Raw genomic sequence first — 26,066 nt, forward strand, 5'->3', positions numbered from 1 at the left:
CCGCACCGACGGTCCCGCCGCGCCCGGTGGCCGCCGGGCCGACCGGACCGTTCCCGCACCATCCCCTCCAGGCAGGAGTACTCGACCATGCGGTTCTCCCCCCACGCCCGCGTCTCCCGCGGACCAGGCGCCGTTCTCGGCGTGCTGCTCGGCCTGCTGCTCGCCCTGGTCATGCCGCTCGCGCAGGGGCCGGCGCACGCCGCCGACGCCGCCGCGCCGCGCACCGTTCCCGCCCTTCAGCAGTGGACCGCGGGCAGCGGTTCGTACACGTTCGGCCCCGCCAGCCGGGTCGTGACCGACAGCGCCTACGGGTCCGCGCTCGGCACCACCGGCCAGGTCTTCGCCGACGACCTGACGCAGCTCGCCGGAAGGACCGTCGGCCATGTCAGCGGCCCGGCCTCCACCGTGCAGCCCGGAGACGTGTTCCTCACGCTCGGCTCGACGGACACCGAGCTCGGCGCCGAGGGATACGCCCTCACCGTCGCCCCGTCCGTCACCGTCCGGGCGCGGACCGACGCCGGGGCCTTCTACGGCACCCGCTCGGTGCTCCAGCTCCTCAAGCAGTCCCCCACCATCGCCGCCGGGACGGCACGCGACTGGCCCGCCAAGCCCGAGCGCGGGCTGATGGTCGACGTCGGGCGCAAGTACTTCACCCTGCCCTGGCTGCAGGGCCAGATCAGGGACCTCGCCTATCTGAAGATGAACTACTTCCACCTGCACCTGTCCGACACCTACGGCTTCCGGCTGGAGAGCACCAGCCACCCCGAGATCACCTCCGCCGCGCACTACACGAAGCAGGAGATCACCGATCTCATCGTGCTCGGCGCCCGGTACCACGTCACCGTCGTGCCCGAGATCGACATGCCGGGCCATATGAACACGACGCTGGCCGCCCACCCCGAACTGCGGCTCGTCAACAGTGCGGGCACCCCGAGCAACCAGTACATCGACCTGTCCAACCCGGCGGCCTACCGCCTCATCCAGGATCTGATCACCGAGTACCTGCCGCTGTTCCCCGCCAAGTACTGGCACCTGGGCGCGGACGAGTACGTCACCAACTACGCCAACTACCCGCAGCTCCTCAGCTACGCCCGCGACCACTACGGGGCGGACGCCACCGCCAAGGACGCCTACTACGGCTTCGTCAACTGGGCCGACGCCATCGTCCGGGGCGCCGGCAAGACGATGCGGATGTGGAACGACGGCATCAAGCCGGGCGACGGCACGATCGTCCCGAACGCGGACATCACCGTCGACTACTTCAACACCTACGGCCTCACCCCGCAGCAGCTCGTCGAGGCGGGCCACATCGTCAACAACTCCAGCTGGAATCCGACCTACTACGTGTTCGGCGGCGGCCGGCCCAACACCCCGTACATGTACGAGACCTGGAACCCCGACGTCTTCCAGGGCGGCGCGACCCTCACCGACCCGTCCCGCAACCGGGGTTCGAAGCTGCACGTCTGGTGCGACAACCCGGACGCCGAGACCGAGCAGCAGACGGCGGCCGGCATCATGACCCCGATGCGCGCGCTGGCCCAGCGGACCTGGGGATCTCCCCCACTGGTGCCGACGCTGGCGGAGTTCCAGCCGATCGTCACCGCCGTCGGCCGGCCGCCCGGCTGGCCCGCCGACACCGCCGCCGGCGACCTGGTCCTCGGCCGACCGGTGACCGTCTCCAGCACCGAGACGCCCGCCTTCCCCGCGGAGAGCGCGGTGGACGGCAACCAGGGCAGCCGCTGGTCCAGCGCCTTCGCGGATCCGCAGTGGCTGCTGGTCGACCTGGGCGGCAGCCAGGCCGTCAACCGGGTCAAGCTCACCTGGGAGGCGGCCTACGCCACGGCGTTCCAGATCCAGCTGTCGGACGACGGCACGTCCTGGAGCACGGTCTACTCCACCACCAGCGGCTCCGGCGGCACCCAGAACCTGACCGGGCTCACCGGCTCCGGGCGGTATCTGCGGATCTATCTGACCGGGCGCGGCACCGACTACGGCTACTCGCTGTGGGAGGTCGAGGCGTACCACGACGCGTAGGCCGACGAGCCGGCCCGGAGCGGCGGGACGGGTCAGGCGCCGGGCCACTCCTCGGCGGTGAGCGCGAAGCGCTCGTGGTCGCGCCAGTCGTCGTTCAGATAGAGCATGCGCGGCGAGAAGCCCTCGTGGCGGAAGCCGAGCCGCTTGGCCATGGCGAGGGAGCGGTCGTTGTCCGGCTGCACGTTGATCTCCAGCCGGTGCAGCCCGAGCCCGTCGGGATAGCTGCTGAAGCAGCGGTCGACGACCTGCCGCAGGCCCTCGGTCATCCGGCCGGTGGCCGCGTACGGGAGGTAGCTGTCGTAGCCGAGAACACCGTTGCGGAACCGGGCCCGGACGATGTTCGCGACATTGACCTTGCCGACGATGCCGCCGTCCTCGTCGTTGATGATCAGAAAGGTGCGCAACGACGGGCCCTGGCGGCGCAGCAGCTCGTGGAAACCGTCCGGATCGACCGGGTTCCACGGGCTCAGATGGTCGGCGGACCGCAGGACGGCCGTGGCGTACGCGTCGGCGTCGCCCGGTCGTGGTTCTCGGATGGATACGCGCATGGCGCCATCATGCCCCGGACGCGAAGAGCGCCCCCTGCTGGGGGCGCTCTTCTGCTGCGGTGCGGGAGGCGTCAGCCCATGAACTTCTTGAACTCGTCGGGGAGTTCGAAGTTCTGCGCCTCCGGGGCGGCTGCCGCGCCGAAGGGGTTGTCGGCCTGCTCGGCACGGCGGGCGGCCTCCGCCGCCTCGTCCGCCTTGCGCTTCATGGGGTTGCCGCTGCGCTGCTTGCCCTTGGCCTGCTTGACCTGCTTCTTCTTCTTGTTGCCGCCGCCCATGCCGGGCATTCCCGGCATCCCGGGCATGCCGCCGCCCTGGGCCATCCGCGACATCATCTTGCGGGCCTCGAAGAACCGCTCGACCAGGCTCTTGACCGCGCTGACCTCGGTGCCGGAGCCCTTCGCGACGCGGACCCGGCGCGAGCCGTTGAGGATCGTCGGGTCCTGGCGCTCGGCCGGGGTCATCGACTTGATGATCGCGGCGGTGCGGTCCACGTCACGCTCGTCCAGGTTGGCGATCTGGTCCTTGATCTGCCCCATGCCGGGCAGCATGCCGAGCAGCTTGGAGATGGAGCCCATCTTGCGGACCTGCTCCATCTGGGACAGGAAGTCGTCGAGCGTGAACTCCTTCGGACCCTTGGCCAGCTTCTCGGCCATCTTCTGGGCCTCGGCCTGCGAGAAGGTCTGTTCGGCCTTCTCGATCAGGCTGAGCATGTCGCCCATGCCGAGGATGCGGGACGCCATCCGGTCCGGGTGGAAGGTGTCGAACTCGTCGAGCTTCTCGCCGTTGGAGGCGAACATGATCTGCTTGCCGGTCACATGCGCGATGGAGAGCGCGGCACCACCGCGGGCGTCACCGTCGAGCTTGGAGAGCACCACACCGTCGAAGCCGACGCCGTCGCGGAACGCCTCGGCGGTGTTGACCGCGTCCTGGCCGATCATCGCGTCGACGACGAAGAGGATCTCGTCCGGGCTGACGGCGTCGCGGATGTCGGCGGCCTGCCGCATCAGCTCCTCGTCGACGCCCAGCCGGCCGGCGGTGTCGACGACGACCACGTCGTACTGCTTGGACTTCGCGAACTCGATGGAGTCCTTGGCGACCTTGACCGGGTCACCGACGCCGTTGCCCGCCTCGGGCGCGAAGACCGCGACACCCGCGCGCTCCGCGACGACGGAGAGCTGGGTCACGGCGTTCGGGCGCTGGAGGTCACAGGCGACGAGCAGCGGGGCGTGGCCCTGGCTCTTCAGCCAGTGGCCGAGCTTTCCGGCCAGGGTGGTCTTACCGGCACCCTGCAGACCCGCGAGCATGATCACGGTCGGCGGCTGCTTGGAGAACCGCAGCCGGCGGGTCTCACCGCCGAGGATGCCGACGAGCTCCTCGTTGACGATCTTGATGACCTGCTGCGCCGGGTTCAGCGCCTGCGAGACCTCGAGGCCGGAGGCCCGCTCCTTGACCTGCTTGATGAACGCACGGACCACCGGGAGCGCGACATCCGCTTCCAGCAGGGCGATACGGATCTCGCGCGCGGTGGCGTCGATGTCCGCCTCGGAGAGGCGGCCCTTGCCCCGGAGGTTCTTGAACGTCGCTGCAAGGCGATCGGAGAGGGTATCGAACACGGTGGTTGCGGGTCCTCGCGTCAGGGGTTGGCGGTGGTCGTCCCCCAGGGTATCCGCTGGTGTGCCCTCCATCGCCGGGCAGGCGGGATTGAGCCTGCCCGGCGACGGACGACCGCGGCGCTCAGCGCAGCGCCCGCTCCACCTCGCGGGCGACCTCCGCCGCCCGCACCTCGCCCAGCGGAGCGCCGTCCGCGCCGACGACGTAGAACGCGTCGACCGCGTTCGCGCCGAGGGTGCTGATGCGGGCGGAGCGCACGTTCACCCCGGTCGCGGCCAGGGCGTAGCCGATCCGGTGCAGCAGTCCCGGTGCGTCCTGGGCGCGGACCTCGATCACCGTGGCGACCTGGGAGCTGCCGGCGGCGACCGTCACCCGGGGCGGTGGCGCGGCGAGCGCGCGGCGGCGCGGATAGGCCGCCTCGCGTTCGGCGAGACGTGCCTCGATGTCGAGCGAACCGTCGAAGGCCCGCCCCAGGTCGGCTCGGAGCCGGGCGGCCTCCGGCAGCGCCCCGTACTCCGCGGCGACCCGCCAGCTGAGCAGCGTCACCGGCCCCTCCCCGATCGGGTCGACGGACCGCAGGTCGGCGGCGCGCACGGTGAGCCGGTGCAGGGCGAGCACCCCCGCGGCCTGCGCGAGCAGTCCCGGCCGGTCCGGGACGGCGAGCAGCAGCTCGACGCCCAGCCCCTCGGGGGTGTTCTCGTCGCCGCCCTCGGGGTCGGGTTCGGCGTGGGCGTGCAGGGCGAGCACCGGGCCGCCGGTGCGGGCGGCCTCGACGGCGAGGCGTTCCTCCTCGGCCGTCGGCTCGGCGGCGGCGGGCTCCGGCACCTCACCGCCCGCGAGCAGTTCCGCGACCCGTTTGACGAGGTCGGACAGGAGCGAGGCGCGCCAGTTGCTCCACGCGGCGGGGCCGGTGGCGAGCGCGTCGGCCTCGGTCAGCGCGTGCAGCAGCTCCAGCGTGCCGTTGTCGCGCACCACGTCGGCGACGCCCTTCACGGTCACCGGGTCGTCGAGGTCGCGGCGGGTCGCGGTCTCGATGAGCAGCAGGTGGTGGCGGACGAGCAGCGCCAGCGTCTCCACGTCGGCGGGGTCGAACCCGATGCGGGTGGCGACATCGCGGGCGATGACCTCGCCGGCCTCGCTGTGGTCGCCCGGCCAGCCCTTGCCGATGTCGTGCAGCAGGGCCGCCATCAGCAGCAGGTCGGGGCGCCCGACGCGGCGGGTGAGGCCGGAGGCGCGGACCGCCGTCTCGACGAGGTGCCGGTCGACAGTCCAGCGGTGGACGGCGTTGCGCTGCGGGCGGCAGCGGACCCGTTCCCAGTCCGGCAGCAGCCGGGTGATGAGCCCTTCGGCCTCCAGCGCCTCCCAGACCTGGACGGTGGCCTCGCCCGCGCCGAGCAGCGTGAGCAGCTGCTCACGGGCCTCGGCCGGCCAGGGCACCGGCAGCGGGCGGGCGGCGGCGGCCAGCCGGCGCACCGCGTGCAGGCTGAGCGGCAGCCCGGCCTGGGCGGCCGCGGCGGCGGCGCGCAGCGGCAGTACGGGGTCGCGTTCCGGCTTCGCGGCCAGTGCCAGGACGGCCTCGCCCTCGTGCTCGACGACGCCTTCGGCGAGCGGGGTGCGCTCGGCGGGGGCGGCGGCCGGGCCGGAGCGGCCGATGCCGAGCAGACCGCGGCGGCGCGGACGCGCCCCGCGGGACCGCAGCACGCGGCCGACCTCGCGCCAGGTGACGTCGGCGGCGTAGCTGATGGTGCGGGCCGCCTCGTAGACCTGGCGCAGCAGCGCGTCGGCGTCGAGCAGGCCGAGGGCTTCGGCGACCTGGTCCTGTTCCTGGAGGGCGAGCCGGTCGGTGGCCCGGCCGGTGACCAGGTGCAGGGCGTCGCGGGCGTCGAGCAGCCGGGTGCGGGCCTCCTCCAGACCGTCGCGGGGGGCGTCGGCGAGCCAGGACGCGGCGACGGCGCGCAGCGCGGTGGCGTCGCGCAGCCCGCCCCTGGCCTCCTTGAGGTCGGGTTCGAGCAGGTAGGAGAGCTCTCCCTGGCGTTCGGCCCGTTCCTGGCACAGCTCGTGCAGGGCGGGCAGCCGCTTGGGGGCCTGGTTGCGCCAGTCGGCCAGCGTGGCCGTCCGCAGGGACGCGGTGAGGGCGGGATCGCCCGCGATGTGCCGGGCGTCGAGCAGCCCGAGCTGGACCTTGAGGTCCTCGGCGGCGGTCTCGCGGGCCTCGGCGGCGGTGCGGACCGAGTGGTCCAGGTCCAGCCCCAGGTCCCAGACCGGGTACCAGATCCGGTCGGCGAGCGCGGAGATCCGGTCCTTGGCGACGGAGCCGTCGTAGAGCAGCAGCAGGTCGAGGTCGCTGCGCGGGGAGAGCTCGCCGCGCCCGTAGCCGCCGACGGCGACCAGGGCGTATCCGGCGACGCCGGTCTCCCCCGCGGCGCCCGCGGCCAGCCCCGCCAGCCATCTGTCGGTGAGTCCCGACAGGGCGGAACGGCGCGGCGGCCCGGACCGCGCCTCCTCGTTGAGGAGACGCAGCCGGGCCGCCGCGTAGCCGCTGGGACCCTCAGGGGTTCCGGCGGCGGACTCGCCATCCGCTTTCGCTTCGACGCTTTCCGTCACTTGTGCTCCAGCGCTGGGCGCTTGTTGCCAGATCCGGTCCGAATGAGCAGGGACCAGGTCTAGAGGGCGTCCGGGCCGCGTTCGCCGGTGCGTACGCGGACCGCTGTCTCGACCGGGATACTCCACACCTTGCCATCACCGATCTTGCCGGTGCGGGCGGCCTTGACGATGACTTCGATCAGCTGATCGGCGTCACTGTCCTCGACCAGGACCTCTATGCGGATCTTCGGCACGAGGTCGACGGTGTACTCGGCGCCACGGTAGACCTCGGTGTGGCCGCGCTGCCGGCCGTAGCCGCTGGCCTCGGTGACCGTCAGGCCGTGCACCCCGAAGGCCGACAGGGCTTCCTTGATCTCGTCCAGCCGGTGCGGCTTCACAACTGCCGTGATGAGCTTCACGCGTCCACCTTCTTGTCCGAGGCGCCGGCCTCGCTGCTCGTGCTGCCGGGGACGGGTACCGCGGTGGTGCGGACCGTGCCGCCGCCCGCTCCCGCGAAGTCGTACGCCGTCTCGGCGTGTTCGATCTGGTCGATGCCGGTGATCTCGTCGTCCTCGGTGACCCGGAAGCCCATGACCAGGTCGATGAGCTTGGCGAGGATCGCGGAGGCTACCAGGGAGTACCCCAGGACCGCGCCGACGCCGACCGCCTGCTTGCCGAGCTGGTCGAGGCCGCCGCCGTAGAACAGGCCCTTGGCGGTCTGGCCGACGCCGCCCGTGGCGAAGAGGCCGATGAGCAGCGAGCCGACGATGCCGCCGACCATGTGGACACCGACGACGTCCAGCGAGTCGTCGTAGCCGAACTTGTACTTCAGGCCGACCGCGGCGGCGCAGAGCACACCGGCGATCACGCCGACGGCGATCGCGCCGAGCGGGGAGACGGAACCGCAGGCAGGGGTGATGGCGACCAGCCCGGAGACCGCGCCGGAGGCGGCGCCCAGGGTGGTGAAGGAGCCGTGCCGGATCTTCTCGTAGGCGAGCCAGCCGAGCATCGCGGCTGCGGTGGCGACCTGGGTGTTGGTGAACGCGACGGCGGCGACGCCGTCGGCACCGAGCCAGGAGCCGGCGTTGAAGCCGAACCAGCCGAACCACAGCAGGCCCGCGCCGAGCATGACCAGCGGCAGGCTGTGCGGCCGCATCGGGTCCCGCTTGAAGCCGACCCGCTTGCCGATCACCAGGATCACCCCGAGGGCGGCGGCACCGGCGTTGATGTGGACCGCGGTACCACCGGCGAAGTCGATCACGCCGTACTTGAAGAGCCAGCCGTCCGAGCCCCAGACCCAGTGCGCGACCGGGAAGTACACGATCGTCGCCCACAGGGTGATGAAGAGCGCCCAGGCGGTGAACTTCACACGGTCCGCGAGCGCACCGCTTATCAGCGCCGGGGTGATGATCGCGAACATCAGCTGGAAGACGGCGAAGACGTAGACCGGGATGCCGTATCCGGGCCACAGCTCGGCGATGCCGATGTTGCGCATCCCGAGCCAGTCGGTGCCGCCCATGAAGCCGTTGCCGGAGTCGAAGGCGAAACTGAATCCGTAGAGCGTCCACAGGATGGTGATGATGCCGAGGCTGATGAAGCTCATCATCAACATGTTCAGCGCGCTCTTGACGCGGACCATGCCCCCGTAGAAGAAGGCCAGGCCCGGTGTCATCACCATGACCAGGGCGGCGCTGAGCAGCATGAACGCCGTATTTCCGGTATCGAGCTTGGGCGCATCAGCGGCAAGCGTCAGGATGGCTGGTGCCATCGGCGTCTCCTCGTCATCCGAGCGGCCCTGCGGGACGGTGCTGGGTGGGCCGGTTATCGCCCAGAGGTTGTCCCAGCCGGGTTTCGCCCGATGCCGCAGGGTGTTTCGACGCGGTGACGAAGAAGTCCTATGTGTTACGTGAAGATGAACCGCTCCCGGCAGGCGCGGGCGCCGTATACGGGACCGGCCGCGGAAGGCACCCGGTTGACCAGGCGTGGGGGAGCCGAGTCGGGCTGATCGGGTGGCCTGCCGCGGCCGGGGTTCTGGAGGAGGGATCCGCCGGTCAGGCGGTTTCGGCCACTTCCGGGAGCTCGACCGCCAGCCGCTCGGAGAGGTCGATGACCTCAGCGATGTCGCCGAAGTCGCGCATCGCGGTGTCGGCGGTCTTGCGGATCCGGGTGTTCACCCGCTCGGAGCGCACTTTTCTGGCCACGGAGATGGCCTTGTGCGTCATGTCGGCAGCCTGTTCCGGGTTCCGCTCCAGGAGGTGCACGGTGGCCATGCCGATGAGGTTGAGGGCGTACGCCCGCTGGTGGACGGAGTCCTGGCCGAACAGCTCGACGGCCCGCTCCATCACGGGGTGGGCGAGCGAGGCGTAGGTGGAGCTGCGGCCGGCGACGTAGGCGAGGTCACGGTAGGAGTGGGCGTTCTCCGCGTTCAGCTCGGCCTCGTTGAAGAAGCTGATCCAGTCCGGGTCCTCGCCCTTGCGGGCGTCGGTGAAGGAGTCCTCGGCCATCCGCACGGCCCGGTGGCACTTGCTGACCTGGCCCATGTTGGCGTAGGCGCGCGCCTCGACGGCGTGCAGCATCGCCTGGGTGGTGGCGGTGGCCGAGTCCCGGCTGCCGTACTGGGCGAGGTGGATGAGCTCCAGCGCGTCGTCCGGCCGGTTCAAGTGGATCATCTGGCGGCTCATGCTGGAGAGGATGAACGCGCCCAGCGGCCGGTCGGCGGCCTCCTTGGCGGCGTGCAGCGCGAGCACGAAGTACTTCTGCGCGGTGGGCTGCAGACCGACGTCGTAGCTCATCCAGCCGGCCAGCGCCGCGAGGTCGCCGGTGACCCGGTAGAGCCGCTTGGCGACCGCTTCCGGGTGCGACTCCTGGAGCAGGTCGGTGACCTCGTGCAGCTGGCCGACGACCGCCTTGCGGCGCAGGCCGCCACCGCACTGGCTGTCCCAGGTGCGGAACATCACCGTGGTGGTCTCCAGCAGCTGCAGCTCCGGCTCGGACAGCCGGTTCGGCCGGTTGCCGGTGTCCCGGGGCACACCGGCGGCCGGCGTCGGGAAGCCGCCGAGAGAGGGGGGCACCAGCCACCGCTGCATCGGCTCGACGAGGGCGGGTCCCGCCGAGAGGGCCAACGAGGCTCCGAGGAAGCCGCGGCGGCCGAGCATCAGGTCGCTGCGGGAGAACTCGTTGATCAGCTGGACCGTCTGGGGTCCCGCCCAGGGCAGGTCCACGCCCGATTCCGACGGTGACTGGTGCGCTGACCGCAGCCCCAGGTCCTCGACCGGGACCACGCAGCCGAACCGCTCGGAGAACAGCTCGGACATGATGCGCGGGATCGGCTCACGCGGCTGCTCGCCGTCGAGCCAGCGCCGCACCCGGGAGGTGTCGGTGCTGATGTGGTGGGCGCCCATCTGACGCGCCCTGCGGTTGACCTGACGGGCCAACTCGCCCTTCGACCAGCCGCTGCGCACGAACCACGAGTTCAACTGCGCGTTGGGCTGCTTGTCCTGTGTGCCGCCCACCGGTAGGCCCCCATCCGAGTCGGCCAACGCCCTTACGGCCAAGGCCCGCTGAGTCCAGGACCTCATGCCTTGCCTCCGGCATACCCGGAAGGGACACATGTCTGGCGCTCACGAACCGAAAGTAATCCTACGATCACCCATCCGGCGAGTGCCACAGCGGAAACGCCACCATTCGCCACCCCTTCGAATGAACTCGTCTGCGGCTGTACACGATTCACTTGACACACCCCGGTCAGGCAGGGGCGTAACCATCGGCGACTGCGATCCGTTGGGGGTGTCATGGGTTTCACGATCGGCGGCATTCGGGATATCCGGGCCGGCTCGCGCCGCCGGGAACGCGCCACGGCGTGCACCACGGTGGCGGAGTACACGGGGTTGTGCGGATGGGCGGTCACGCCGGGAGCGCGCGCCGTCCGGGGCGGTGGAGCCTGCTCCTGCGGTGACCCCGGCTGCAAGGAACCGGGGGCGCATCCCCTGGTGTTCGCCGACGAGATCCCGGCCGGCGCGACCCTGGAGCAGGCCGCCGAGGCATGGGCCCAGGTGCCGGGCGCGGCCGTACTGCTGCCGGTGGGACGGACGTTCGACGTCATCGACGTGGCGGAGCAGTCCGGACGGCGCGCCCTGGTGCGGCTGGAGCGGATGGGGCTGCGGCTCGGCCCGGTGCTCGTCACCCCCACCGGCCGCGCGCAGTTCTTCGTCGCGCCGGGCGCCGCGGCCGAACTCCCGCACCTGCTCTACCGGATGGGCTGGGACGACGCCGACCTCGACCTGCGCTGCCTGGGGCTCGGCGACCACGTCACCGCCCCGCCGTCCGACCTGGGCGGGCTCGGCCCGGTGCGCTGGCTGAGGTCGCCGCTGCTCGACTCGGTGCATCAGCCGCCCGAGGCGCGGTTACTGCTCGGCACCCTGGCGTACGTCTGCCACCGCGACCGCACGCCCGGCCCCTGGCTCGTACGGACCTGAGCCCGCACCGCACCCGGCACGGAGAAAAGCCATCACCCGGGGAGGTGCGTAAGGGGCGCCCTCCAGGGAAGGGCGCCCCTTACGTATACAACCGTTCGCGTCAGTGCGGGTCAGTCGCCGATCAGGGCGTCGACGAACGCCTCCGGCTCGAAGGGCGCCAGATCGTCCGGGCCCTCGCCCAGCCCGATCAGTTTCACCGGAACGCCCAGCTCGCGCTGGACCGCGATCACGATGCCGCCCTTGGCGGTGCCGTCCAGCTTGGTCAGCACGATGCCGGTGATGTCGACGACCTCGGCGAAGACCCGGGCCTGGACCAGCCCGTTCTGCCCGGTGGTCGCGTCGAGCACCAGCAGCACCTCGTCGACCGGGCCGTGCTTCTCGATGACCCGCTTGACCTTGCCCAGCTCGTCCATCAGACCGGTCTTGGTGTGCAGCCGGCCCGCGGTGTCGATCAAGACGGTGTCCGCGCCCTCGGCGATACCTTCCTTCACGGCGTCGAAGGCGATCGACGCCGGGTCGCCGCCCTCGGGGCCGCGCACCGTACGGGCGCCCACCCGCTCGCCCCAGGTCTGCAGCTGGTCGGCGGCGGCGGCACGGAAGGTGTCCGCCGCGCCGAGCACCACACTGCGGCCGTCGGCCACCAGGACGCGGGCGAGCTTGCCGGTGGTCGTGGTCTTGCCGGTGCCGTTGACACCGACGACCAGCACGACGGCCGGGGTCGTCTCGTGGCTCTCGGTCTTCAGCTCGCGGTCCAGCGAGGGGTCGACCAGGGTCAGCAGCTCCTCGCGGAGCAGGGCGCGCAGATCGGCGGGGGTGCGGGTGCCGAGCACCTTCACCCGGGTGCGCAGCCGGTCCACCAGCTCCTGGGTCGGAGCGACACCCACATCGGCGGTGATGAGGATGTCCTCGATCTCCTCCCAGGTGTCCTCGTCGAGGTGCTCGCGGGAGAGCAGCGCGAGCAGCCCCTTACCGAGCGTGTTCTGCGAGCGGGACAGCCGGGAGCGCAGCCGCACCAGGCGGCCGGCGCTGGGTTCCGGCTGTTCGAGTTCGGGAGCCGCGGGTACCGGCAGCTCCTCCACGGCGACCGGCGCGCCAGGCGTCTCGGGGAGGACGACCTCTTCGATCGTCCGGCGCGGCTCGTCCCGAGGGACCTCCGCTTCGTCCCCGACGCGTGGCTCGGCGGGCGGCGCGGTGATGGTCGGCGTGCTCGGCGGCGCGGGCGGCAGCTGCTTCTTGCGGCGGCTGCCGACCACCAGTCCGCCGGCGGCGACGACCGCGACCAGGGCGATGACTACAGCAAGGATGACGGTTTCCATATCTTGCCCAGTATCGGTCACGTGCGCGGGTGGCCGCGACAATGCGGCGCGCCGCGGCTCTCTGCGCCGGTCCCTGCCGGCCGGTGCGGGTCGGGGCCGGGCTCTCCGGCGTGGGGGTCCGAAATCGTATATTTACGAGCCTGGCGGCTCACAAATACACGGCAGCATTTCGGACCCCCACGCCTGCGATCCCGGCCCCTTGCGTCCGAACCCGTTCGCGGCCGGCCCGGTAGCCCGCGTGCAGAACTCTGGAAATCTGACGCCATGTCAGTTAGCGTCCGCGTGGTCCATCACCGGCGAAGGGAAGCGTCCGCCATGCCCGTCACGGTCATCCGTTTCAACCTCGTCGATCCCGCCGCCGAGCCGGCGTCACTGAGTGCCCGCTACAAGGCGGCCCTGGAGATGGCCGCCTACGCGGACGACCGCGGCGTAGGAACCGTCCAGACCGAGGAGCACCACGGCGCGGCCAACGGGTGGCTGCCCTCGCCGCTCACCTTCGCGGGCGCGGTCTTCGGTGCCACCCGGCGGATCGCGGTCACCGTCTCCGCCCTGATCGGGCCGCTCTACGATCCGCTGCGGCTGGCCGAGGACATCGCCGTACTGGACCTGCTCAGCGGCGGCCGGCTCGTCACCGTGGCGGGGATCGGCTACCGGCAGGCGGAGTACGAGGCGCACGGCCGGGACTGGACGCACCGCGGCAAGCTCCAGGACGAGGTGCTGGAGACACTTCTCACCGCGTGGACCGGCGAGCCCTTCGCCTACCGCGGCAGGACCGTACAGGTCACCCCACGCCCGTTCACCCAGCCGCATCCGCTGCTGCTGGTCGGCGGCAGCTCGAAGGCGGCCGCGCGCCGCGCCGCCCGGCTCGGGCTGCCGCTCTTCCCCAGCGCGTACCTGCCGGAGCTGGAGGCGTACTACCGGGAGCGGCTCGCCGAGTACGGCACCGAGGGCTGGTGCATGATGCCGCCGGCGAAGGTCCCGCTGCTGCACATCGCCGAGGACCCCGACCGCGCCTGGGCGCAGTACGGCGAGCACCTGCTGCACGAGGCGCGGATGTACGCCTCCTGGCAGTCGGCGGACATCCGCTCCGCCGTGCGCTCGGCCGCCACCGGTGTCGAGGAGCTGCGCCGCGAGGGGGTCTACCGGATCGTCACGCCCGACGAATGCGTCGCCCTCGCCGAGGCCGGCGGGGACCAGGCGAGCCTGGTCCTGCACCCCCTGTGCGGGGGCATGCCGGTCGACGAGGGCTGGCGCAGTCTGCATCTGCTGGCGGAGCAGGTGCTGCCGCGTTTGAAGTAAGGACGCGGGCTAGCCCATCTCCTCCAGCGTCTTGCCCTTGGTCTCCTTCACGAAGATGAGCACGAAGGGGATCGAGAGCAGCGCGAAGCAGGCGTAGATGACGTACGTCCCGGACAGGTTCCAGTCCGCCAGGCTCGGGAAGCTCGCGGTGATCGCCCAGTTGGCGATCCACTGCGCGGAGGCCGCCACGCCGAGCGCCGCCGCGCGGATCCGGTTCGGGAACATCTCGCCGAGGAAGACCCAGACCACGACACCCCACGAGAGGGCGAAGAAGAGCACGAAGACGTGGGCGGCGATGAGCGCCACGGTGCCCTCGGTGTTCGGGAGCGTCCCCTCGGCGGTCTTGGCGGAAAAAGCCCAGGCCTCCAGCGCCAGGGAGACGGCCATACCCGCGGAACCGATCAGCGCGAGCGGCCTGCGGCCGATCCGGTCGACCAGGAGCATCGCGATCACGGTGCCGATGATGTTCACGATCGAGGTGGTGAACGAGTACAGGAAGGAGCTGCTCGGGTCGATGCCCACCGACTGCCACAGCGTGGACGAGTAGTAGAACGCCACGTTGATGCCGACGAGCTGCTGGAAGACCGAGAGGCCGATGCCGACCCAGACGATCGGCAGGAAGCCCATGCGGCTGCCGAGCAGGTCCCGGAAGGTCGACTTGTGCTCACTGCGCATGGCGTGTTCGATCTCGGCCACCCGTGCGTCGAGGTCGATGTGCTTGCCCTCGACCTCTTCGAGCACCTTCTTGGCGTGGGCGGTCCTGCCCGCGGAGATCAGGAAGCGCGGCGACTCGGGGATCGCGAAGGAGAGCAGCCCGTAGAGGACGGCCGGGACGACCATCACGCCGAGCATGACCTGCCAGACCTCCAGGCCCATCAGCTTTCCGCGCTGGTCACCGCCGGCCGCGTTCAGCAGGCCCCAGTTGACGAGCTGCGAGATGGCGATGCCGATGACGATGGCGGCCTGCTGGAAGGAGCCGAGCCGGCCGCGGTAGGCGGGCGGGGAGACCTCGGCGATGTACGCCGGGCCGATCACCGAGGCCATACCGATGGCGATACCGCCGAGCACCCGCCACATGGCGAGGTCCCAGAGGGCGAACGGCAGCGCGGAGCCCACGGCGCTGACCGTGAAGAGGGTGGCCGCGATCTGCATGACGCGGATGCGGCCGATGCGGTCGGCGATCCGGCCGGCGGTGGCGGCGCCGATGGCGCAGCCGATCAGGGCGATGGCGATGACCTGGGCAAGGGTGCCGGAGCCGATGTCGTACTTGCCGCGGATGCCCTCGACCGCGCCGTTGATCACGGCACTGTCGTAGCCGAACAGGAAGCCGCCCATGGCGGCCGCCGCGGTGATGAAGATGACATGGCCGAGGTGATCCGGATGGGCCAGACGGCCTTCCCGACCGGCCACAGGTTCGGTACTGGTCAACGTGGACTCCTGGGGCTCGGCGGTGAGCCCTCACATGAGGGGCTGGATCCTCCAGTGTCAGCCGCCCCCTGGGCGGCCACCACTCGAAGGTAAAAGTGACGTTGCAGAGACTATGCCTTCAAGTTTCGAAGTCAACAGGGGGTCCATTGGCCCATCCGACATGGATGGGCACAGAGCTCACCCGCTTGAGTTCATCAATTGAATGCATACGGGCTCAGGCAGTCTTGCGCTTGCCCTCACGCAGCCGCTGGCTGATCACTTTGGAGACCCCATCGCCCTGCATCGATACGCCGTACAGGGCATCGGCGACCTCCATCGTCCGCTTCTGGTGCGTGATGACGACAAGCTGTGAACTCTCCTGAAGCTCCTCCATGAGCCCGATCAGCCGCTGCAGATTGGTGTCGTCCAACGCCGCCTCGACCTCGTCCATCACATAGAACGGACTCGGCCGGGCCTTGAAGATCGACACCAGCAGCGCCACCGCGGTCAGCGAGCGCTCACCACCCGACAGCAGCGACAACCGCTTGACCTTCTTCCCGGGCGGCCGCGCTTCAACCTCCACACCTGTGGTGAGCATGTTGTCCGGATCCGTCAGCATCAGCCGGCCCTCGCCGCCAGGGAAGAGCCGGGAGAACACCCCCTCGAACTCGCGCGCCGTGTCGTGGTACGCCGCCGAGAAGACCTGCTCGACGCGCTCGTCGACCTCCTTGACGACCTGCAGCAGATCCAGCCGGGTCTTCTTCAGGTCCTCCAGCTGCTCGGTCAGGAACTTGTGGCGCTCCTCCAGCGCGGAGAACTCCTCCAGCGCCAGCGGGTTGACCTTCCCCAGCTGCTGGTACGCCTTCTCCGCGGACTTCAGCCGCTTCTCCTGCTCCGCGCGCACGAACGGCTTCGGCCGGTTGCGGGGGTGCTCCGGATCCTCGGGCAGCTCCTCGCCCTCGGCGGGCAGCGACGGCGGCACCGGATGGTGCGGGCCGTACTCGTCGACCAGCCCGGACGGCTCGATGCCGTGCTCCTCCAGCGACCTGGTCTCCAACTGCTCGATGCGCAGCCGCTTCTCGGCACCCAGCACCTCGCCCTTGTGGACGAAATCGGTCAGCTTGTCCAGTTCCGCCTTGAGCTCCCGGCCCTGCCGGCGCTCCTCCCCCAGCTGCGCCTCGCGCTCCGAGCGGGCCCGCTCGGCCGCCCCGCGCTCCTCGTCCGCGCGGCCCAGCGACACCGTCACGTACTCCAGCAGGGCGCGCGCACCGGCCAGCACCGCGGCGGCCACCCGGGCCTCGTACTCCAGCCGGGCCCGGCGCTGCTCGGCGCGGGCCCGGGTCTCCCGCTCGATACGGGCCGCGCGGTCCAGCCCGTCCGCCCGCCCGGCCAGCCCCTTCACCCGCTCCTCGTGGGTCCGCAGCTGAAGCCGCGCCTCCATCTCGGTCTGCCGCGCGTTGGCCCCGTCGGCGGACAGCCGGTCCCGTACGGAGGTGTCCGGCTCCTCCTCGCCGGGTGCCTCCACGGCCTCCCCCAGCCGTACCGACAGCTCCTCGAACTCCTCCATCGCCGCGGCCAGCGACTCCTCGGCCCGCCCCACGGCGGCGGCGCTGCGCTCGGCCTCTCCCCCGGCGGCGCGCGCCTGGCCGGCCAGCCGGCCCAGCTGCTGGGCGACCGACGACTTCTCCTTCTCCGCCGCCCGCCGCGCCTGCGCCAGCGAGTCCACGGTCCGTGCGCACGCCGTGCGCCGCTCCTTCGTCTCCCGCTGCTCCTCCGCCAGCGACTCGCAGAGCGCCGCCAGCCGCTCCAGCTCACGGGCCGCCTCGTCCACGGCGGCCCGCACCTCCAGCAGGCTCGGCACGCCCGCCGACCCGCCGTGCGCGAAGTGCGCGGCGAGCACATCGCCCTCGGCGGTGACGGCGGTGAGTTCCGGGTGCGCGGCCACGAGGGCCTCCGCGTCGTCGAGGCTCTCCACGACGACCGTGTCGCGCAGCAGACGGCGGACGGCGGGCAGCAGATCCTCGGGCCCGCCCACCAGACCGGCCGCCTGCCTCGCCCCCGCGGGCAGCGGGGCGGTTTCGGCGCGCGCGTGCGGCACGGAGGCGGCGGCCACGGCGGCCTGCGGCAGCGTCGCCGACTGGGGGCCGGTGGCCGGCTGGTGGGCAGGGGTGCCGCCGGGACCGCCGGACCACACCCCGGACGACGTTCCGTCCGCAAGCAGCAGGGCCGCACGGCCGGCGTCGTCCTTGCGCAGCAGCCGCAGCGCGTCGGCGGCCGCCGCGGGGCCCGATACGGCGATGGCGTCGGCAGCCGCACCGAGGGCGGCGGCGACGGGGATCTCGAAGCCGGGCGCCACGGTGAGCAGTTCGGCGGCGGGGCCGAGCAGCCCGGTGAGCCGGTCGCCCGCGGCGAGCAGCGCGCCGGTGCCGTCCTTGCGGCGCAGGCCGAGCGCCAGCGCGTCGCGCCGGGCGGTGAGGGCGGCGCGCTCGCGCTCGGCCGCGGTGGCGGCGTCGCGGACGGCCGAGAACGCCTCCTCGGCCGCCGCCTGTTCCGCTGTCGCGGCCGCCAGGCGCTCCTCCAGTTCGGAGTCGTCCGCCTCCAGGCCGTCCACCCGTTCCTTGAGCTCCTCGTACTCCTCCTGCGCGGATTCGGCGCGGTCCCGTGCCTCGTCGCGGGCGGTGGCGAGCCGGCCGATCTCCGCCTCGGCGGAACCGGCCCGGCCACGCGCCGCGTTGACCTGGCCCTGCAGCCGCGCCAGCCCCTCCCGGCGGTCCGCGATGGCCCGTGCCACGGTCCGCAGCCGCTGCTCCTCGGCCGCGAGCTCCTGCTCCAGGGCGGCACGGTGGCCGACGGTGTCGTCCAGTGCCCGCCGCGCCGCGTCGAGAGCTTCCGTCAGTTCCGCCTCCTGCTCACGGATCCGGGCCGCCTCACGTTCCATGTCCTCCGGCTCCCGGCCGCGCCGCTCCTCGGCGGGCTGGCCGGTGGCGTGCCGCACCCGCTGTTCGGCGAGCCCGATCGTGCCGCGCACCCGCTCGGCGAGCTGGGAGAGGCCGTACCAGGTGGCCTGTGCGTCGGCCAGCCGCGGTGCGAGTGCCCTGACCTGCTCCTCGAGCGCGGTCTCGCGCCGCAGCGCGGCGGCCAGGTCCCGTTCCACGGCATCCCGCCGCTCCTTGAGCGACGCCTCGTCGGCGACCTCGGCGCTCAGCGCTTCGCGCAGGGTGACCAGATCGTCGGCGAGCAGCCGCAGCCGGGCGTCGCGCAGGTCGGCCTGGATGACGGCGGCCCGCCGGGCGACCTGTGCCTGCCGTCCCAGCGGCTTGAGCTGCCGCCGCAGTTCGTTCGTCAGGTCCTGGACGCGCGCGAGGTTGGCCTGCATCGCGTCCAGCTTCCGCAGCGCCTTCTCCTTGCGCTTGCGGTGCTTGAGCACACCGGCCGCCTCCTCGATGAAGGCGCGGCGGCCCATCGGGTCGGCGTGGAGTACGGAGTCGAGCTGGCCCTGGCCGACGATGACGTGCATCTCGCGGCCGATGCCGGAGTCGGAGAGCAACTCCTGGATGTCGAGCAGCCGGCAGGTGTCGCCGTTGATCTGGTACTCGCTGCCGCCGTTGCGGAACATGATCCGCGTGATGGTGACCTCGGCGTACTCGATGGGCAGCACACCGTCGGAGTTGTCGATCGTCAGCGACACCTCGGCGCGGCCCAGCGGCGGGCGCCCTGTGGTGCCGGCGAAGATGACGTCCTCCATCTTGCCGCCGCGCAGCGACTTGGCCCCCTGCTCCCCCATGACCCAGGAGAGCGCGTCCACCACATTGGACTTACCGGACCCGTTGGGGCCTACGACGCACGTGATGCCGGGCTCGAAGCGCAGCGTCGTGGCGGAGGCGAAGGATTTGAATCCGCGCAGCGTGAGGCTCTTGAGATGCACGCCGTCGGACTCTACCTTCCGTGTTCGGTTTCGCCGGGGAAGGTGCAGGGCACATCAGACGATGACAACAGTGATCGTCGGGGGGCCTGCGGGTGAAGACGGAACGACGAAGGGACGCCGAGGCGTCCCTTGCAAAAAACTCTAGCGGTGCCGTGGCACCCGTCCGGTGATGCGTCCGGATCAGGCGGGTACGGGCTCCGCGCGAGATACATCGATGCTGCTGAGCAGCGACTCTTCGTGCGACGCCACAGTCAGTGCGTCGTTCTCCGTCTGCATCCGAACAAGCTCGGACTCCAGATCCTGAACGCGCTGCTGAAGCCTTCGCATCTCGGCGAGGAGTCGCGGGTCGGGGCCGCCGACGTAACCGAGAAGCGCCTTTGCCATGATTGATGGTCCTCCACGCTGAGTGACCGACCGGGAGCGGTAGGGTCGTGGGTGAGGGGTATGTGCACCCGCGCGGTGCGCTGAAGCCGCCGCTTTGATTGCATTACGGCTACGATGCGCGGGGCTTCCAGCGTCTCACCAAATAGTTGGACGGTCAACACGATCACAGCCCAGCCATCGGGCCAGCCTCAGAAAACACGGCGAAAGAGCGCCGGCGGCTGCCCGTGGGGCGTCGAGATCATCCTCGATGTCGGCAGCCTTGCACGACACTCCGGATATGGCAACTGTCCCGGGCAGCCTTGCCGTAGGCGATTGCCTACCGCATGTACGCGGGGCGTGACGCTCAGCGGATCTCGAACCCGTCGTAGCCGCCGCGCGGCCGGCCCCAGATCTCGGTGACTCCGTCGACGCGGCCGGGCGTGTCCCCGGTGGCCAGCCAGTCGAGCATTTGTTCGCACTGCGCCCGGTCCCCCTCGGCCACCACCTGCACCCGGCCGTCGGCGAGGTTGCCGGCGTAACCGTCCAGACCGCCGATCCGCATCGCGTTGGCCCGGGTCCACCAGCGGAAGCCGACGCCCTGGACGCGCCCGCGCACCCAGGCCGTAAGCCGGACATTTTCGTTCATGTGTGCACGCTATCCCGTCAGTTGCACAGGCTTCACTCCGGTCCCGTGCGTCATTCGCTACAGTCGGCCCGCAACAGGACTCACCCGTTCGGGTTAATCCGAGACCGTGAGGACAGCATTAATGGGCCGCCACAGTCGCAATGCCACCGAGGCCGTCGCGCCGACCCGGAGCCGTCGGGGCCACCGGGGCCCCCGGCGACGCCACAGCGCCGTTCGCACCGGGCTGCTGGCGTCGTCCGCAGCTCTGGCCGTGGGCGCCGTCGCGATGTCGTCCGGGCTGTTGTCGTCGCTGAACGGCGGACCGGGGGGCATCACCGCCCAGGGCAGCCCCGGCGGGACGCGCACCCAGCCGGACGGCTCGTCCGGCCCGTCGCTGCCGGAGACCGGCTACCCGTCCCCGAGCACCACCGGCCGCACGAGCGTGCCGAGCAGTCCGTCCACGACGCGCGGCGGCACCCCGTCGACGACGCCGACGACGCCGCCGACCTCGGCCGCCGCACCCAGCACCACCCCGGCCCCGAAGGTCACGCCCACCAGGACGCCGGTCACGCCGCGGCCCACCACCCCGTCCGCGACGCCGTCCCCCACCGCGACCCCGACGCCGAAGCCCACGCCGACCCAGGACGGAACCGCCGTCACCGCCCAGGCCGCGGTGCTGAAGCTGGTGAACGCCGAACGTGCCAAGGTCGGCTGCTCCCCCGTGACCGCCGACCCGTCGCTGGCCAAGCTCGCCCAGGCCTTCAGCGAGGACATGGCGATCCGGGACTTCTTCGACCACACGGACCCGGACGGCGACACCCCCTGGGACCGGGCCAAGTCGGCCGGCGTCACCAACCTCGGCGGGGAGAACATCGCCCGCGGCCAGGCCGACGCGGACGCCGTGATGACCGCCTGGATGAACAGCGCGGGACACCGCGCCAACATCCTGAACTGCGACTACAAGACCCTCGGCATCGGCGTCCACTACGCGCCGGGCGGCCCCTGGTGGACCCAGGACTTCGGCTTCTAGGAGAGCGGGCGGGAGAGCGGGCGAGAGGGCTAACCGTTCGAAAGCACAAGCCCTGGGTCAGCGCAACCCAGGAGTACGCTCATGCCATGGACACCTGCAGGAGCGACACCCAGGGCGACGGGCTCCCGTTCAGCGTCTTCGCGCGGGACTGCCCCTCCCGCGGCACGCTGGAGCACGTCACCGGCCGCTGGGGCAGCCTGACGCTCGGCGCGCTCGGCGAGGACACCGTGCGCTTCAACGAGCTGCGCCGCCGGATCGACGGCGTGAGCGAGAAGATGCTCTCCCAGACGCTGCACGCCCTGGAACGGGACGGGCTGGTGCACCGTGAGGCGCAGACGACCAATCCGCCGCGTGTCGAGTACCGGCTCACCGAGCTGGGCCGGGAGACCACCCGCCGGCTGCTCGACCTGATCCAGCTGGTCGAGGGCCGGATGCCCGAGGTGCTGGCCGCCCGGGAGACCTATGACGCGGCGCACGCCGCCCGCACGGCGAGCGTGTGAGCCCCCTGCGCCGTAGGCCGTGAGACGTGAGCTCTCAGCCCGCTACCGGGGATCGCGGCCGGGCACCGGCGGGCGCTGGCAGCGCGGGCAGAAGTAGCTGGACCGGTTCATCCACGGGCGGCGGCGGATCGCGGTTCCACAGCGGCGGCAGGGCTCGTCCTCCCGCCCGTACGCGTCCAGCGACCGGTCGAAGTACCCGGATTCACCGTTCACGTTGACGTACAGGCTGTCGAAGCTCGTACCGCCGGCCGCCAGCGCGTCGCTCATCACCTCGCGGATGTGCGTCACCAGCTCGGCCGTCCTGGGCCGGGTCATCGTCGCGGTGGGCCGCTCGTAGTGCAGCCGGGAGCGCCACAGCGCCTCGTCGGCGTAGATGTTGCCGACCCCGCTGATCAGCGACTGGTCGAGCAGGGCGCGCTTGATCGTGGTCCGGCGGCGGCGCAGCGCGGTGTGGAACGCCTCCTCGTCGAAGACGTCCTCCAGCGGGTCCGGCGCGATGTGGGCGAGCGGTACGGGCAGCGCCAGCGGACTGCCCGGCACGACGTCGTGCAGCGACAGACCGCCGAAGGTGCGCTGGTCGACGAAGCGCAGCTCGGTGCCGAGCTCGTCGTCGAACCGGATCCGGACCCGCAGATGGGTCTCGTCCGGTGCCGCGTGCGGCTGGATCAGCAGCTGGCCGCTCATCCCGAGGTGCCCGAGCAGCGCGGTCGTCCCGTCCAGCGGCAGCCACAGGTACTTGCCCCGGCGGCGGGCGGGGCCGATCAGGGCGCCGGCGAGCCGGTCCGTGAAGTCACCGGCGCCCGCCAGGTGCCGCCGGACGGCGCGCGGGTGCAGCACCTCCGCATCCGCGACGGTGCGCCCGGTGACCCAGCGCTCCAGACCGATGCGGACCACTTCGACCTCAGGCAGCTCGGGCAACGCCCCTCCTCCGGGTACGCGTCGAGCCCACCGACTGATCGTCGGTGGGCTCGTTCTGACGTGTGTGCGATCAGCTCGCCGCTGAGGCGGATTCGCGGATCGCACGCCAGGCGGCCTCGGCCGCCTGCTGTTCTGCTTCCTTCTTGCTGCGGCCGGTGCCGGCGCCGTACTCGACACCACCGACGCGGGCGGCAGCCGTGAAGGTCTTCTCATGGTCGGGACCCGACTCGGTGACCACGTATTCGGGAACACCGAGGCCCTCGCTCGCGGTCAGCTCCTGGAGACTGGTCTTCCAGTCCAGGCCTGCCCCGAGGTTGGACGACTTCTCGATCAGCGGATCGAAGAGGCGGTGCACGAACTCGGAAGCGGCATCCAGACCCTGGTCCAGATAGACCGCGCCGATGACCGCCTCGAGGGTGTCCGCGAGGATCGATGCCTTGTCCCGGCCGCCGGTGCCTTCCTCGCCCCGTCCCAGCCGGATGAATCCGCCCAGGTCGAGTTCGCGACTCACTTCCGCCAGCGCACGAGAGTTGACCACCGCGGCCCGCAACTTGGCCAGCTGGCCTTCGGGCAGGTCGGGGTGGGTGCGGTACAGCGTGTCCGTGACCACCAGGCCGAGCACGGAGTCCCCGAGGAACTCCAGCCGCTCGTTGGTGGGCAGACCGCCGTTCTCGTACGCGAACGAACGATGGGTCAGCGCACGCACCAGAAGGGCGGGCTCGAGTGTGTACCCGAGCCGCCCTTCCAGAAGCGTGTGAGGCCAGGCTGTGTCCGCCGGCGCCTGCTTCGGCGATTTGGCGTCTGACATGAAGCCTGTCACCCGCCGATCAGACCTCGAGGACCTGACGACGGTTGTACGTGCCGCAGCTCGGGCACGCGATGTGGCTCTGCTTCGGCTGGTGGCAGCTCTCGCACGCCACCAGGCTCACGGCAACAGCCTTCCACTGCGCACGGCGGTGGCGCGTGTTGCTGCGCGACATCTTCCGCTTCGGAACAGCCACGGCTACTTCTCCTGGTTCTCGTCGGCGCCCTGGTCGGCACCGCTCTTCTTAAATTCCTGCAGGGCCGCCCACCGGATGTCGGCGACCTCATGGTGGTGGTCCGGGTCGTCCGCGAGCCGCTCTCCGCAATCGGAGCACAGTCCCGGGCAGTCTTCCTGGCACACCGGCTGCAGCGGCAGTGCGAGCACCACCGCGTCCCGCAGCGCGGGTTCGAGATCGAACAGGTCGTCCTCGAGGAAGAGAACGTCCTCCTCCTCCGCGTCGTCACCGGCTTCGTCCTTGCGGGCGGTCCGGGTGTCGGCGTCGGGGTAGGAGTACATCTCTTGGAAGTCCGCATCGAGCTTGCGCTCGAACGGCTCCAGACACCTTACGCACTCTCCCGAGAGCGGTGCACGGACGGTACCTGTGACAAGTACCCCCTCCATGACCGACTCCAGTCGGAGCTCCAGCTGTACTGCCGTGCCCTCGGGCACCCCGATGACCTCGATACCGAGATCCTTGGGTGCCGGCACCGAACGGGAGACCTTCCGCATCGAACCAGGACGACGACCCAGCTCGTGCGTGTCGAACACGAGAGGCTCGCGGTGGTCGAGACGGGGGGTTTTCAGGGCTTCCTCTTTCATCGGTGCGACATGCCCTCACCCCGGAGGGTGGGCAGCCCAAAGAGCCGGCGATTCACACGGCTGGAAAGGTCAGGATACTGGACGTCCGGGCAGGACCCAACTCGCCCACCCGTCGCCCGCCACCACCCTTGCGACGAGGCGCTTCGCGCCGCCCCGTTTTTTCACCCCCTGGCCTTCCGACCACCCCCGTGACCAGCGCGTTCAGCGCCCCTGTTCCAGCTCCCGCAGCCGGTTCAGATCGATCATGCCGGTGTCGAAGAGGCTGGTCTCGTCCAGGGCCGCGGCCTGGTGCTGGGGCTGGTGCTGCGGCTGCTGGTCGTACGGCTGCTGCTGGTACTGGCCCTGCGGGTCGGCGTAGGTCTGCTGCCCGTAGTCCTGCTGGTAGCCGCCGTAGCCGGCCTGCTCCGGGTATCCCTGCTGCTGCTGAGCCGCGTACGGGTCCGAGTAGGCGGCCTGCTGGCCGTAGTCCTGCTGGTAGCCGTAGTCCGGCGTGGCCGGCGTCGCGTCGTACGAGTAGTCCGTCTGCTGGGTCTGCGCGGGGACCGGGGCCGCCAGGCCCGCCATGAACTCGGCGTCGGTCTGGTGGCCGCCCGCCGCGTCCGCGGCGTCCTGGGCCGCCATGTGGGCGCCCAGCTCGTCGGCGACGCTGTGGCCGGTCAGCTTGAGCCGGCCGCGGCCGACGGCCTCCAGGGTCTTGGAGAGCACCGCCTCGAAGGCGCCCAGCTTGGTGTCCACGTAGTCGTCGGCCCGGCGCCGCAGCGTCTCCGGGTCGGCGCTGCGCTCGGGGGCGTCCGCGTCCTCGTAGCCCTGCTCGTCCAGGCCGGGGCCCTGGCCGAGCAGCTTCTCGCGGCCGCGGTCGACGGAGCCGATGGTCTTGGTGAGCACGACCTCGAAGTTGGCGAGCTTGCTGTCCACGTAGTCGTCGGCCTCGGCGCGGATCTCCTCCGCCTCGCGGCGGGCCTCGCCCACGATGCGCTCCGCCTCGTCCTGCGACTGGCGGGCGACCTGGGTGTCCGAGATCATCGAGCCGCGCTCGGCGTGCGCCGACTCGATGATCCGGTTCGCTTCGAGCCGGGCCTCCTCGACCATCTGCTCGCGGCCGCCGAGCAGCGCCTCGGCCTGCGACAGCGAGTCGGGGAGCGCGGAGCGCACCTCTTCGAGCCTGCTCAGCAGCTCGGCACGGTTGACCACGCACGAGGCGGACATCGGCATGGACCGCGCGCCTTCGATGGCCGCGACGATCTCGTCGAGCTTCTTCTGCACGTCCACGGGCGTCAGTCTTTCCTCAGCGGGGCCCGGCCGGGTCCGGACGGGACATGCAGACTCTAGCGCTGCCCGAGCCGGTCGTTGAGAGCCGCCAGGATCGTCGGCGGCACCAAGTGGGAGATGTCGCCGCCCCATTGGGCCACCTCCTTGACGAGACTGGAGGAGAGGAAGCTGTAGGTGGGGTTGGTCGGCACGAAGAGCGTCTCGACCCCGGACAGCCCGATGTTCATCTGGGCCATCTGCAGCTCGTAGTCGAAGTCGCTGACCGCGCGCAGACCCTTGACGATGGCCGGGATGTCCCGCTGCTTGCAGAAGTCGACGAGCAGCCCGTGGAACGACTCGACCTGCACGTTCCCGAATTCCGCGGTGACTTCCTGGATGAGGGCGATGCGCTCCTCGACCGAGAACAGGCCCTGCTTGGACTGGTTGATCATCACCGCGACGTACACGGTGTCGTAGAGCCTGGAGGCGCGGGCGATGATGTCGAGATGTCCATTGGTGATCGGGTCGAAAGACCCCGGACAGACTGCGCGACGCAACTG

At 71.0% G+C, this 26,066-nt stretch carries 22 protein-coding genes; 5 read left to right on the forward strand and 17 right to left on the reverse strand.

What is annotated here, in order from left to right; genetic code table 11:
• Nucleotides 1-87: 87 nt before the first annotated feature.
• A complete protein-coding gene (locus LNW73_RS08435; protein ID WP_250989513.1) occupies nt 88-2,034 on the forward strand; it encodes a family 20 glycosylhydrolase in 1,947 nt (648 codons plus the stop codon).
• A gap of 32 nt (nt 2,035-2,066) precedes the next feature.
• Here LNW73_RS08435 and LNW73_RS08440 read toward each other — a convergent pair whose 3' ends face one another.
• The 6 genes from LNW73_RS08440 to nsdA form a co-directional block, all read right to left on the reverse strand.
• Nucleotides 2,067-2,582 carry a GNAT family N-acetyltransferase gene (locus LNW73_RS08440; protein WP_250977952.1) on the reverse strand — a complete coding sequence of 172 codons (516 nt, stop codon included), beginning with the start codon at nt 2,580-2,582 and terminating at the stop codon, nt 2,067-2,069.
• Nucleotides 2,583-2,653: 71 nt separating this feature from the next.
• Entirely contained in the window at nt 2,654-4,195 is a 1,542-nt protein-coding gene (ffh, locus tag LNW73_RS08445) for a signal recognition particle protein (RefSeq protein ID WP_138356453.1), read from the reverse strand.
• 121 nt (nt 4,196-4,316) lie between these two features.
• Nucleotides 4,317-6,797, reverse strand: a complete 2,481-nt coding sequence (locus tag LNW73_RS08450; RefSeq protein WP_250989514.1) for a [protein-PII] uridylyltransferase — start codon at nt 6,795-6,797, stop codon at nt 4,317-4,319.
• A 59-nt stretch (nt 6,798-6,856) separates the two neighbouring features.
• Nucleotides 6,857-7,195 (reverse strand): P-II family nitrogen regulator, encoded by a 339-nt coding sequence (locus LNW73_RS08455; RefSeq protein ID WP_138356455.1) that lies wholly within the window; start codon nt 7,193-7,195, stop codon nt 6,857-6,859.
• On the reverse strand, nt 7,192-8,544 hold the full coding sequence (locus LNW73_RS08460; protein ID WP_250989515.1) for an ammonium transporter: 1,353 nt from the start codon (nt 8,542-8,544) through the stop codon (nt 7,192-7,194). Before LNW73_RS08460 ends, LNW73_RS08455 begins: the two co-directional genes overlap by 4 nt.
• A 283-nt stretch (nt 8,545-8,827) precedes the next feature.
• Nucleotides 8,828-10,354: a transcriptional repressor NsdA gene (gene nsdA, locus LNW73_RS08465; RefSeq protein WP_250989516.1), complete on the reverse strand. Its 1,527-nt coding sequence runs from the start codon at nt 10,352-10,354 to the stop codon at nt 8,828-8,830.
• 213 nt (nt 10,355-10,567) lie between these two features.
• Here nsdA and LNW73_RS08470 point away from each other — a divergent pair, with 213 nt between their 5' ends.
• The gene (locus LNW73_RS08470) at nt 10,568-11,251 is read left to right on the forward strand and encodes a bifunctional DNA primase/polymerase (RefSeq protein WP_250989517.1); all 684 of its coding nucleotides are present in this window, start codon (nt 10,568-10,570) and stop codon (nt 11,249-11,251) included.
• Nucleotides 11,252-11,361: 110 nt separating this feature from the next.
• Here LNW73_RS08470 and ftsY read toward each other — a convergent pair whose 3' ends face one another.
• Nucleotides 11,362-12,567 carry a signal recognition particle-docking protein FtsY gene (gene ftsY / locus LNW73_RS08475; protein WP_250977946.1) on the reverse strand — a complete coding sequence of 402 codons (1,206 nt, stop codon included), beginning with the start codon at nt 12,565-12,567 and terminating at the stop codon, nt 11,362-11,364.
• Nucleotides 12,568-12,882: 315 nt separating this feature from the next.
• Here ftsY and LNW73_RS08480 point away from each other — a divergent pair, with 315 nt between their 5' ends.
• Nucleotides 12,883-13,866 (forward strand): LLM class flavin-dependent oxidoreductase, encoded by a 984-nt coding sequence (locus tag LNW73_RS08480; protein ID WP_250989518.1) that lies wholly within the window; start codon nt 12,883-12,885, stop codon nt 13,864-13,866.
• A gap of 9 nt (nt 13,867-13,875) precedes the next feature.
• On the opposite strand, the gene LNW73_RS08485 is transcribed toward LNW73_RS08480, so the two are convergent.
• The 4 genes from LNW73_RS08485 to LNW73_RS08500 all read right to left on the reverse strand — a co-directional run bounded on the left by LNW73_RS08485 (nt 13,876) and on the right by LNW73_RS08500 (nt 20,207).
• Entirely contained in the window at nt 13,876-15,294 is a 1,419-nt protein-coding gene (locus LNW73_RS08485) for a sugar porter family MFS transporter (RefSeq protein WP_250977944.1), read from the reverse strand.
• A gap of 214 nt (nt 15,295-15,508) precedes the next feature.
• Entirely contained in the window at nt 15,509-19,198 is a 3,690-nt protein-coding gene (locus LNW73_RS08490) for an AAA family ATPase (RefSeq protein WP_250989519.1), read from the reverse strand.
• 180 nt (nt 19,199-19,378) lie between these two features.
• Complete coding sequence (locus LNW73_RS08495; protein WP_138356463.1) at nt 19,379-19,582, reverse strand: hypothetical protein; 204 nt, start codon at nt 19,580-19,582, stop codon at nt 19,379-19,381.
• Between the two features lie 343 nt (nt 19,583-19,925).
• On the reverse strand, nt 19,926-20,207 hold the full coding sequence (locus LNW73_RS08500) for an acylphosphatase (protein WP_250989520.1): 282 nt from the start codon (nt 20,205-20,207) through the stop codon (nt 19,926-19,928).
• A 121-nt stretch (nt 20,208-20,328) separates the two neighbouring features.
• Here LNW73_RS08500 and LNW73_RS36820 point away from each other — a divergent pair, with 121 nt between their 5' ends.
• A complete protein-coding gene (locus LNW73_RS36820; protein ID WP_250989521.1) occupies nt 20,329-21,216 on the forward strand; it encodes a CAP domain-containing protein in 888 nt (295 codons plus the stop codon).
• An 86-nt stretch (nt 21,217-21,302) separates the two neighbouring features.
• Nucleotides 21,303-21,716, forward strand: coding sequence for a winged helix-turn-helix transcriptional regulator (locus LNW73_RS08510; RefSeq protein ID WP_250989522.1), 414 nt, complete (start codon nt 21,303-21,305; stop codon nt 21,714-21,716).
• A 42-nt stretch (nt 21,717-21,758) separates the two neighbouring features.
• Here the strand turns inward: LNW73_RS08510 and mutM are convergent, their stop codons facing one another.
• The 6 genes from mutM to coaD all read right to left on the reverse strand — a co-directional run bounded on the left by mutM (nt 21,759) and on the right by coaD (nt 26,063).
• The gene (gene mutM, locus LNW73_RS08515; RefSeq protein WP_250977939.1) at nt 21,759-22,634 is read right to left on the reverse strand and encodes a bifunctional DNA-formamidopyrimidine glycosylase/DNA-(apurinic or apyrimidinic site) lyase; all 876 of its coding nucleotides are present in this window, start codon (nt 22,632-22,634) and stop codon (nt 21,759-21,761) included.
• Nucleotides 22,635-22,704: 70 nt separating this feature from the next.
• Entirely contained in the window at nt 22,705-23,442 is a 738-nt protein-coding gene (gene rnc / locus LNW73_RS08520) for a ribonuclease III (RefSeq protein WP_138356468.1), read from the reverse strand.
• Between the two features lie 19 nt (nt 23,443-23,461).
• Nucleotides 23,462-23,635, reverse strand: a complete 174-nt coding sequence (rpmF, locus tag LNW73_RS08525) for a 50S ribosomal protein L32 (RefSeq protein ID WP_138356469.1) — start codon at nt 23,633-23,635, stop codon at nt 23,462-23,464.
• A 2-nt stretch (nt 23,636-23,637) separates the two neighbouring features.
• A complete protein-coding gene (locus LNW73_RS08530; RefSeq protein ID WP_138356470.1) occupies nt 23,638-24,258 on the reverse strand; it encodes a YceD family protein in 621 nt (206 codons plus the stop codon).
• Nucleotides 24,259-24,459: 201 nt separating this feature from the next.
• Entirely contained in the window at nt 24,460-25,527 is a 1,068-nt protein-coding gene (locus LNW73_RS08535; protein WP_250989523.1) for a cell division initiation protein, read from the reverse strand.
• A 56-nt stretch (nt 25,528-25,583) separates the two neighbouring features.
• Nucleotides 25,584-26,063, reverse strand: a complete 480-nt coding sequence (gene coaD / locus LNW73_RS08540) for a pantetheine-phosphate adenylyltransferase (protein ID WP_187145035.1) — start codon at nt 26,061-26,063, stop codon at nt 25,584-25,586.
• Nucleotides 26,064-26,066 lie beyond the last annotated feature (3 nt).

Origin of the sequence: Streptomyces sp. RKAG337 (genome assembly GCF_023701715.1) — a bacterium.
Taxonomy (GTDB): domain Bacteria; phylum Actinomycetota; class Actinomycetes; order Streptomycetales; family Streptomycetaceae; genus Actinacidiphila.

What these genes read in the sequence shown, in the direction of transcription:
- LNW73_RS08435 (WP_250989513.1), top strand. Translation starts at nt 88, where the DNA reads ATGCGGTTCTCCCCCCACGCCCGCGTCTCCCGCGGACCAGGCGCCGTT.
- LNW73_RS08440 (WP_250977952.1), bottom strand. Translation starts at nt 2,582, where the DNA reads ATGCGCGTATCCATCCGAGAACCACGACCGGGCGACGCCGACGCGTAC.
- LNW73_RS08460 (WP_250989515.1), bottom strand. Translation starts at nt 8,544, where the DNA reads ATGGCACCAGCCATCCTGACGCTTGCCGCTGATGCGCCCAAGCTCGAT.
- nsdA (WP_250989516.1), bottom strand. Translation starts at nt 10,354, where the DNA reads ATGAGGTCCTGGACTCAGCGGGCCTTGGCCGTAAGGGCGTTGGCCGAC.
- LNW73_RS08470 (WP_250989517.1), top strand. Translation starts at nt 10,568, where the DNA reads ATGGGTTTCACGATCGGCGGCATTCGGGATATCCGGGCCGGCTCGCGC.
- ftsY (WP_250977946.1), bottom strand. Translation starts at nt 12,567, where the DNA reads ATGGAAACCGTCATCCTTGCTGTAGTCATCGCCCTGGTCGCGGTCGTC.
- LNW73_RS08480 (WP_250989518.1), top strand. Translation starts at nt 12,883, where the DNA reads ATGCCCGTCACGGTCATCCGTTTCAACCTCGTCGATCCCGCCGCCGAG.
- LNW73_RS08495 (WP_138356463.1), bottom strand. Translation starts at nt 19,582, where the DNA reads ATGGCAAAGGCGCTTCTCGGTTACGTCGGCGGCCCCGACCCGCGACTC.
- LNW73_RS08500 (WP_250989520.1), bottom strand. Translation starts at nt 20,207, where the DNA reads ATGAACGAAAATGTCCGGCTTACGGCCTGGGTGCGCGGGCGCGTCCAG.
- LNW73_RS36820 (WP_250989521.1), top strand. Translation starts at nt 20,329, where the DNA reads ATGGGCCGCCACAGTCGCAATGCCACCGAGGCCGTCGCGCCGACCCGG.
- LNW73_RS08510 (WP_250989522.1), top strand. Translation starts at nt 21,303, where the DNA reads ATGGACACCTGCAGGAGCGACACCCAGGGCGACGGGCTCCCGTTCAGC.
- rnc (WP_138356468.1), bottom strand. Translation starts at nt 23,442, where the DNA reads ATGTCAGACGCCAAATCGCCGAAGCAGGCGCCGGCGGACACAGCCTGG.
- LNW73_RS08530 (WP_138356470.1), bottom strand. Translation starts at nt 24,258, where the DNA reads ATGAAAGAGGAAGCCCTGAAAACCCCCCGTCTCGACCACCGCGAGCCT.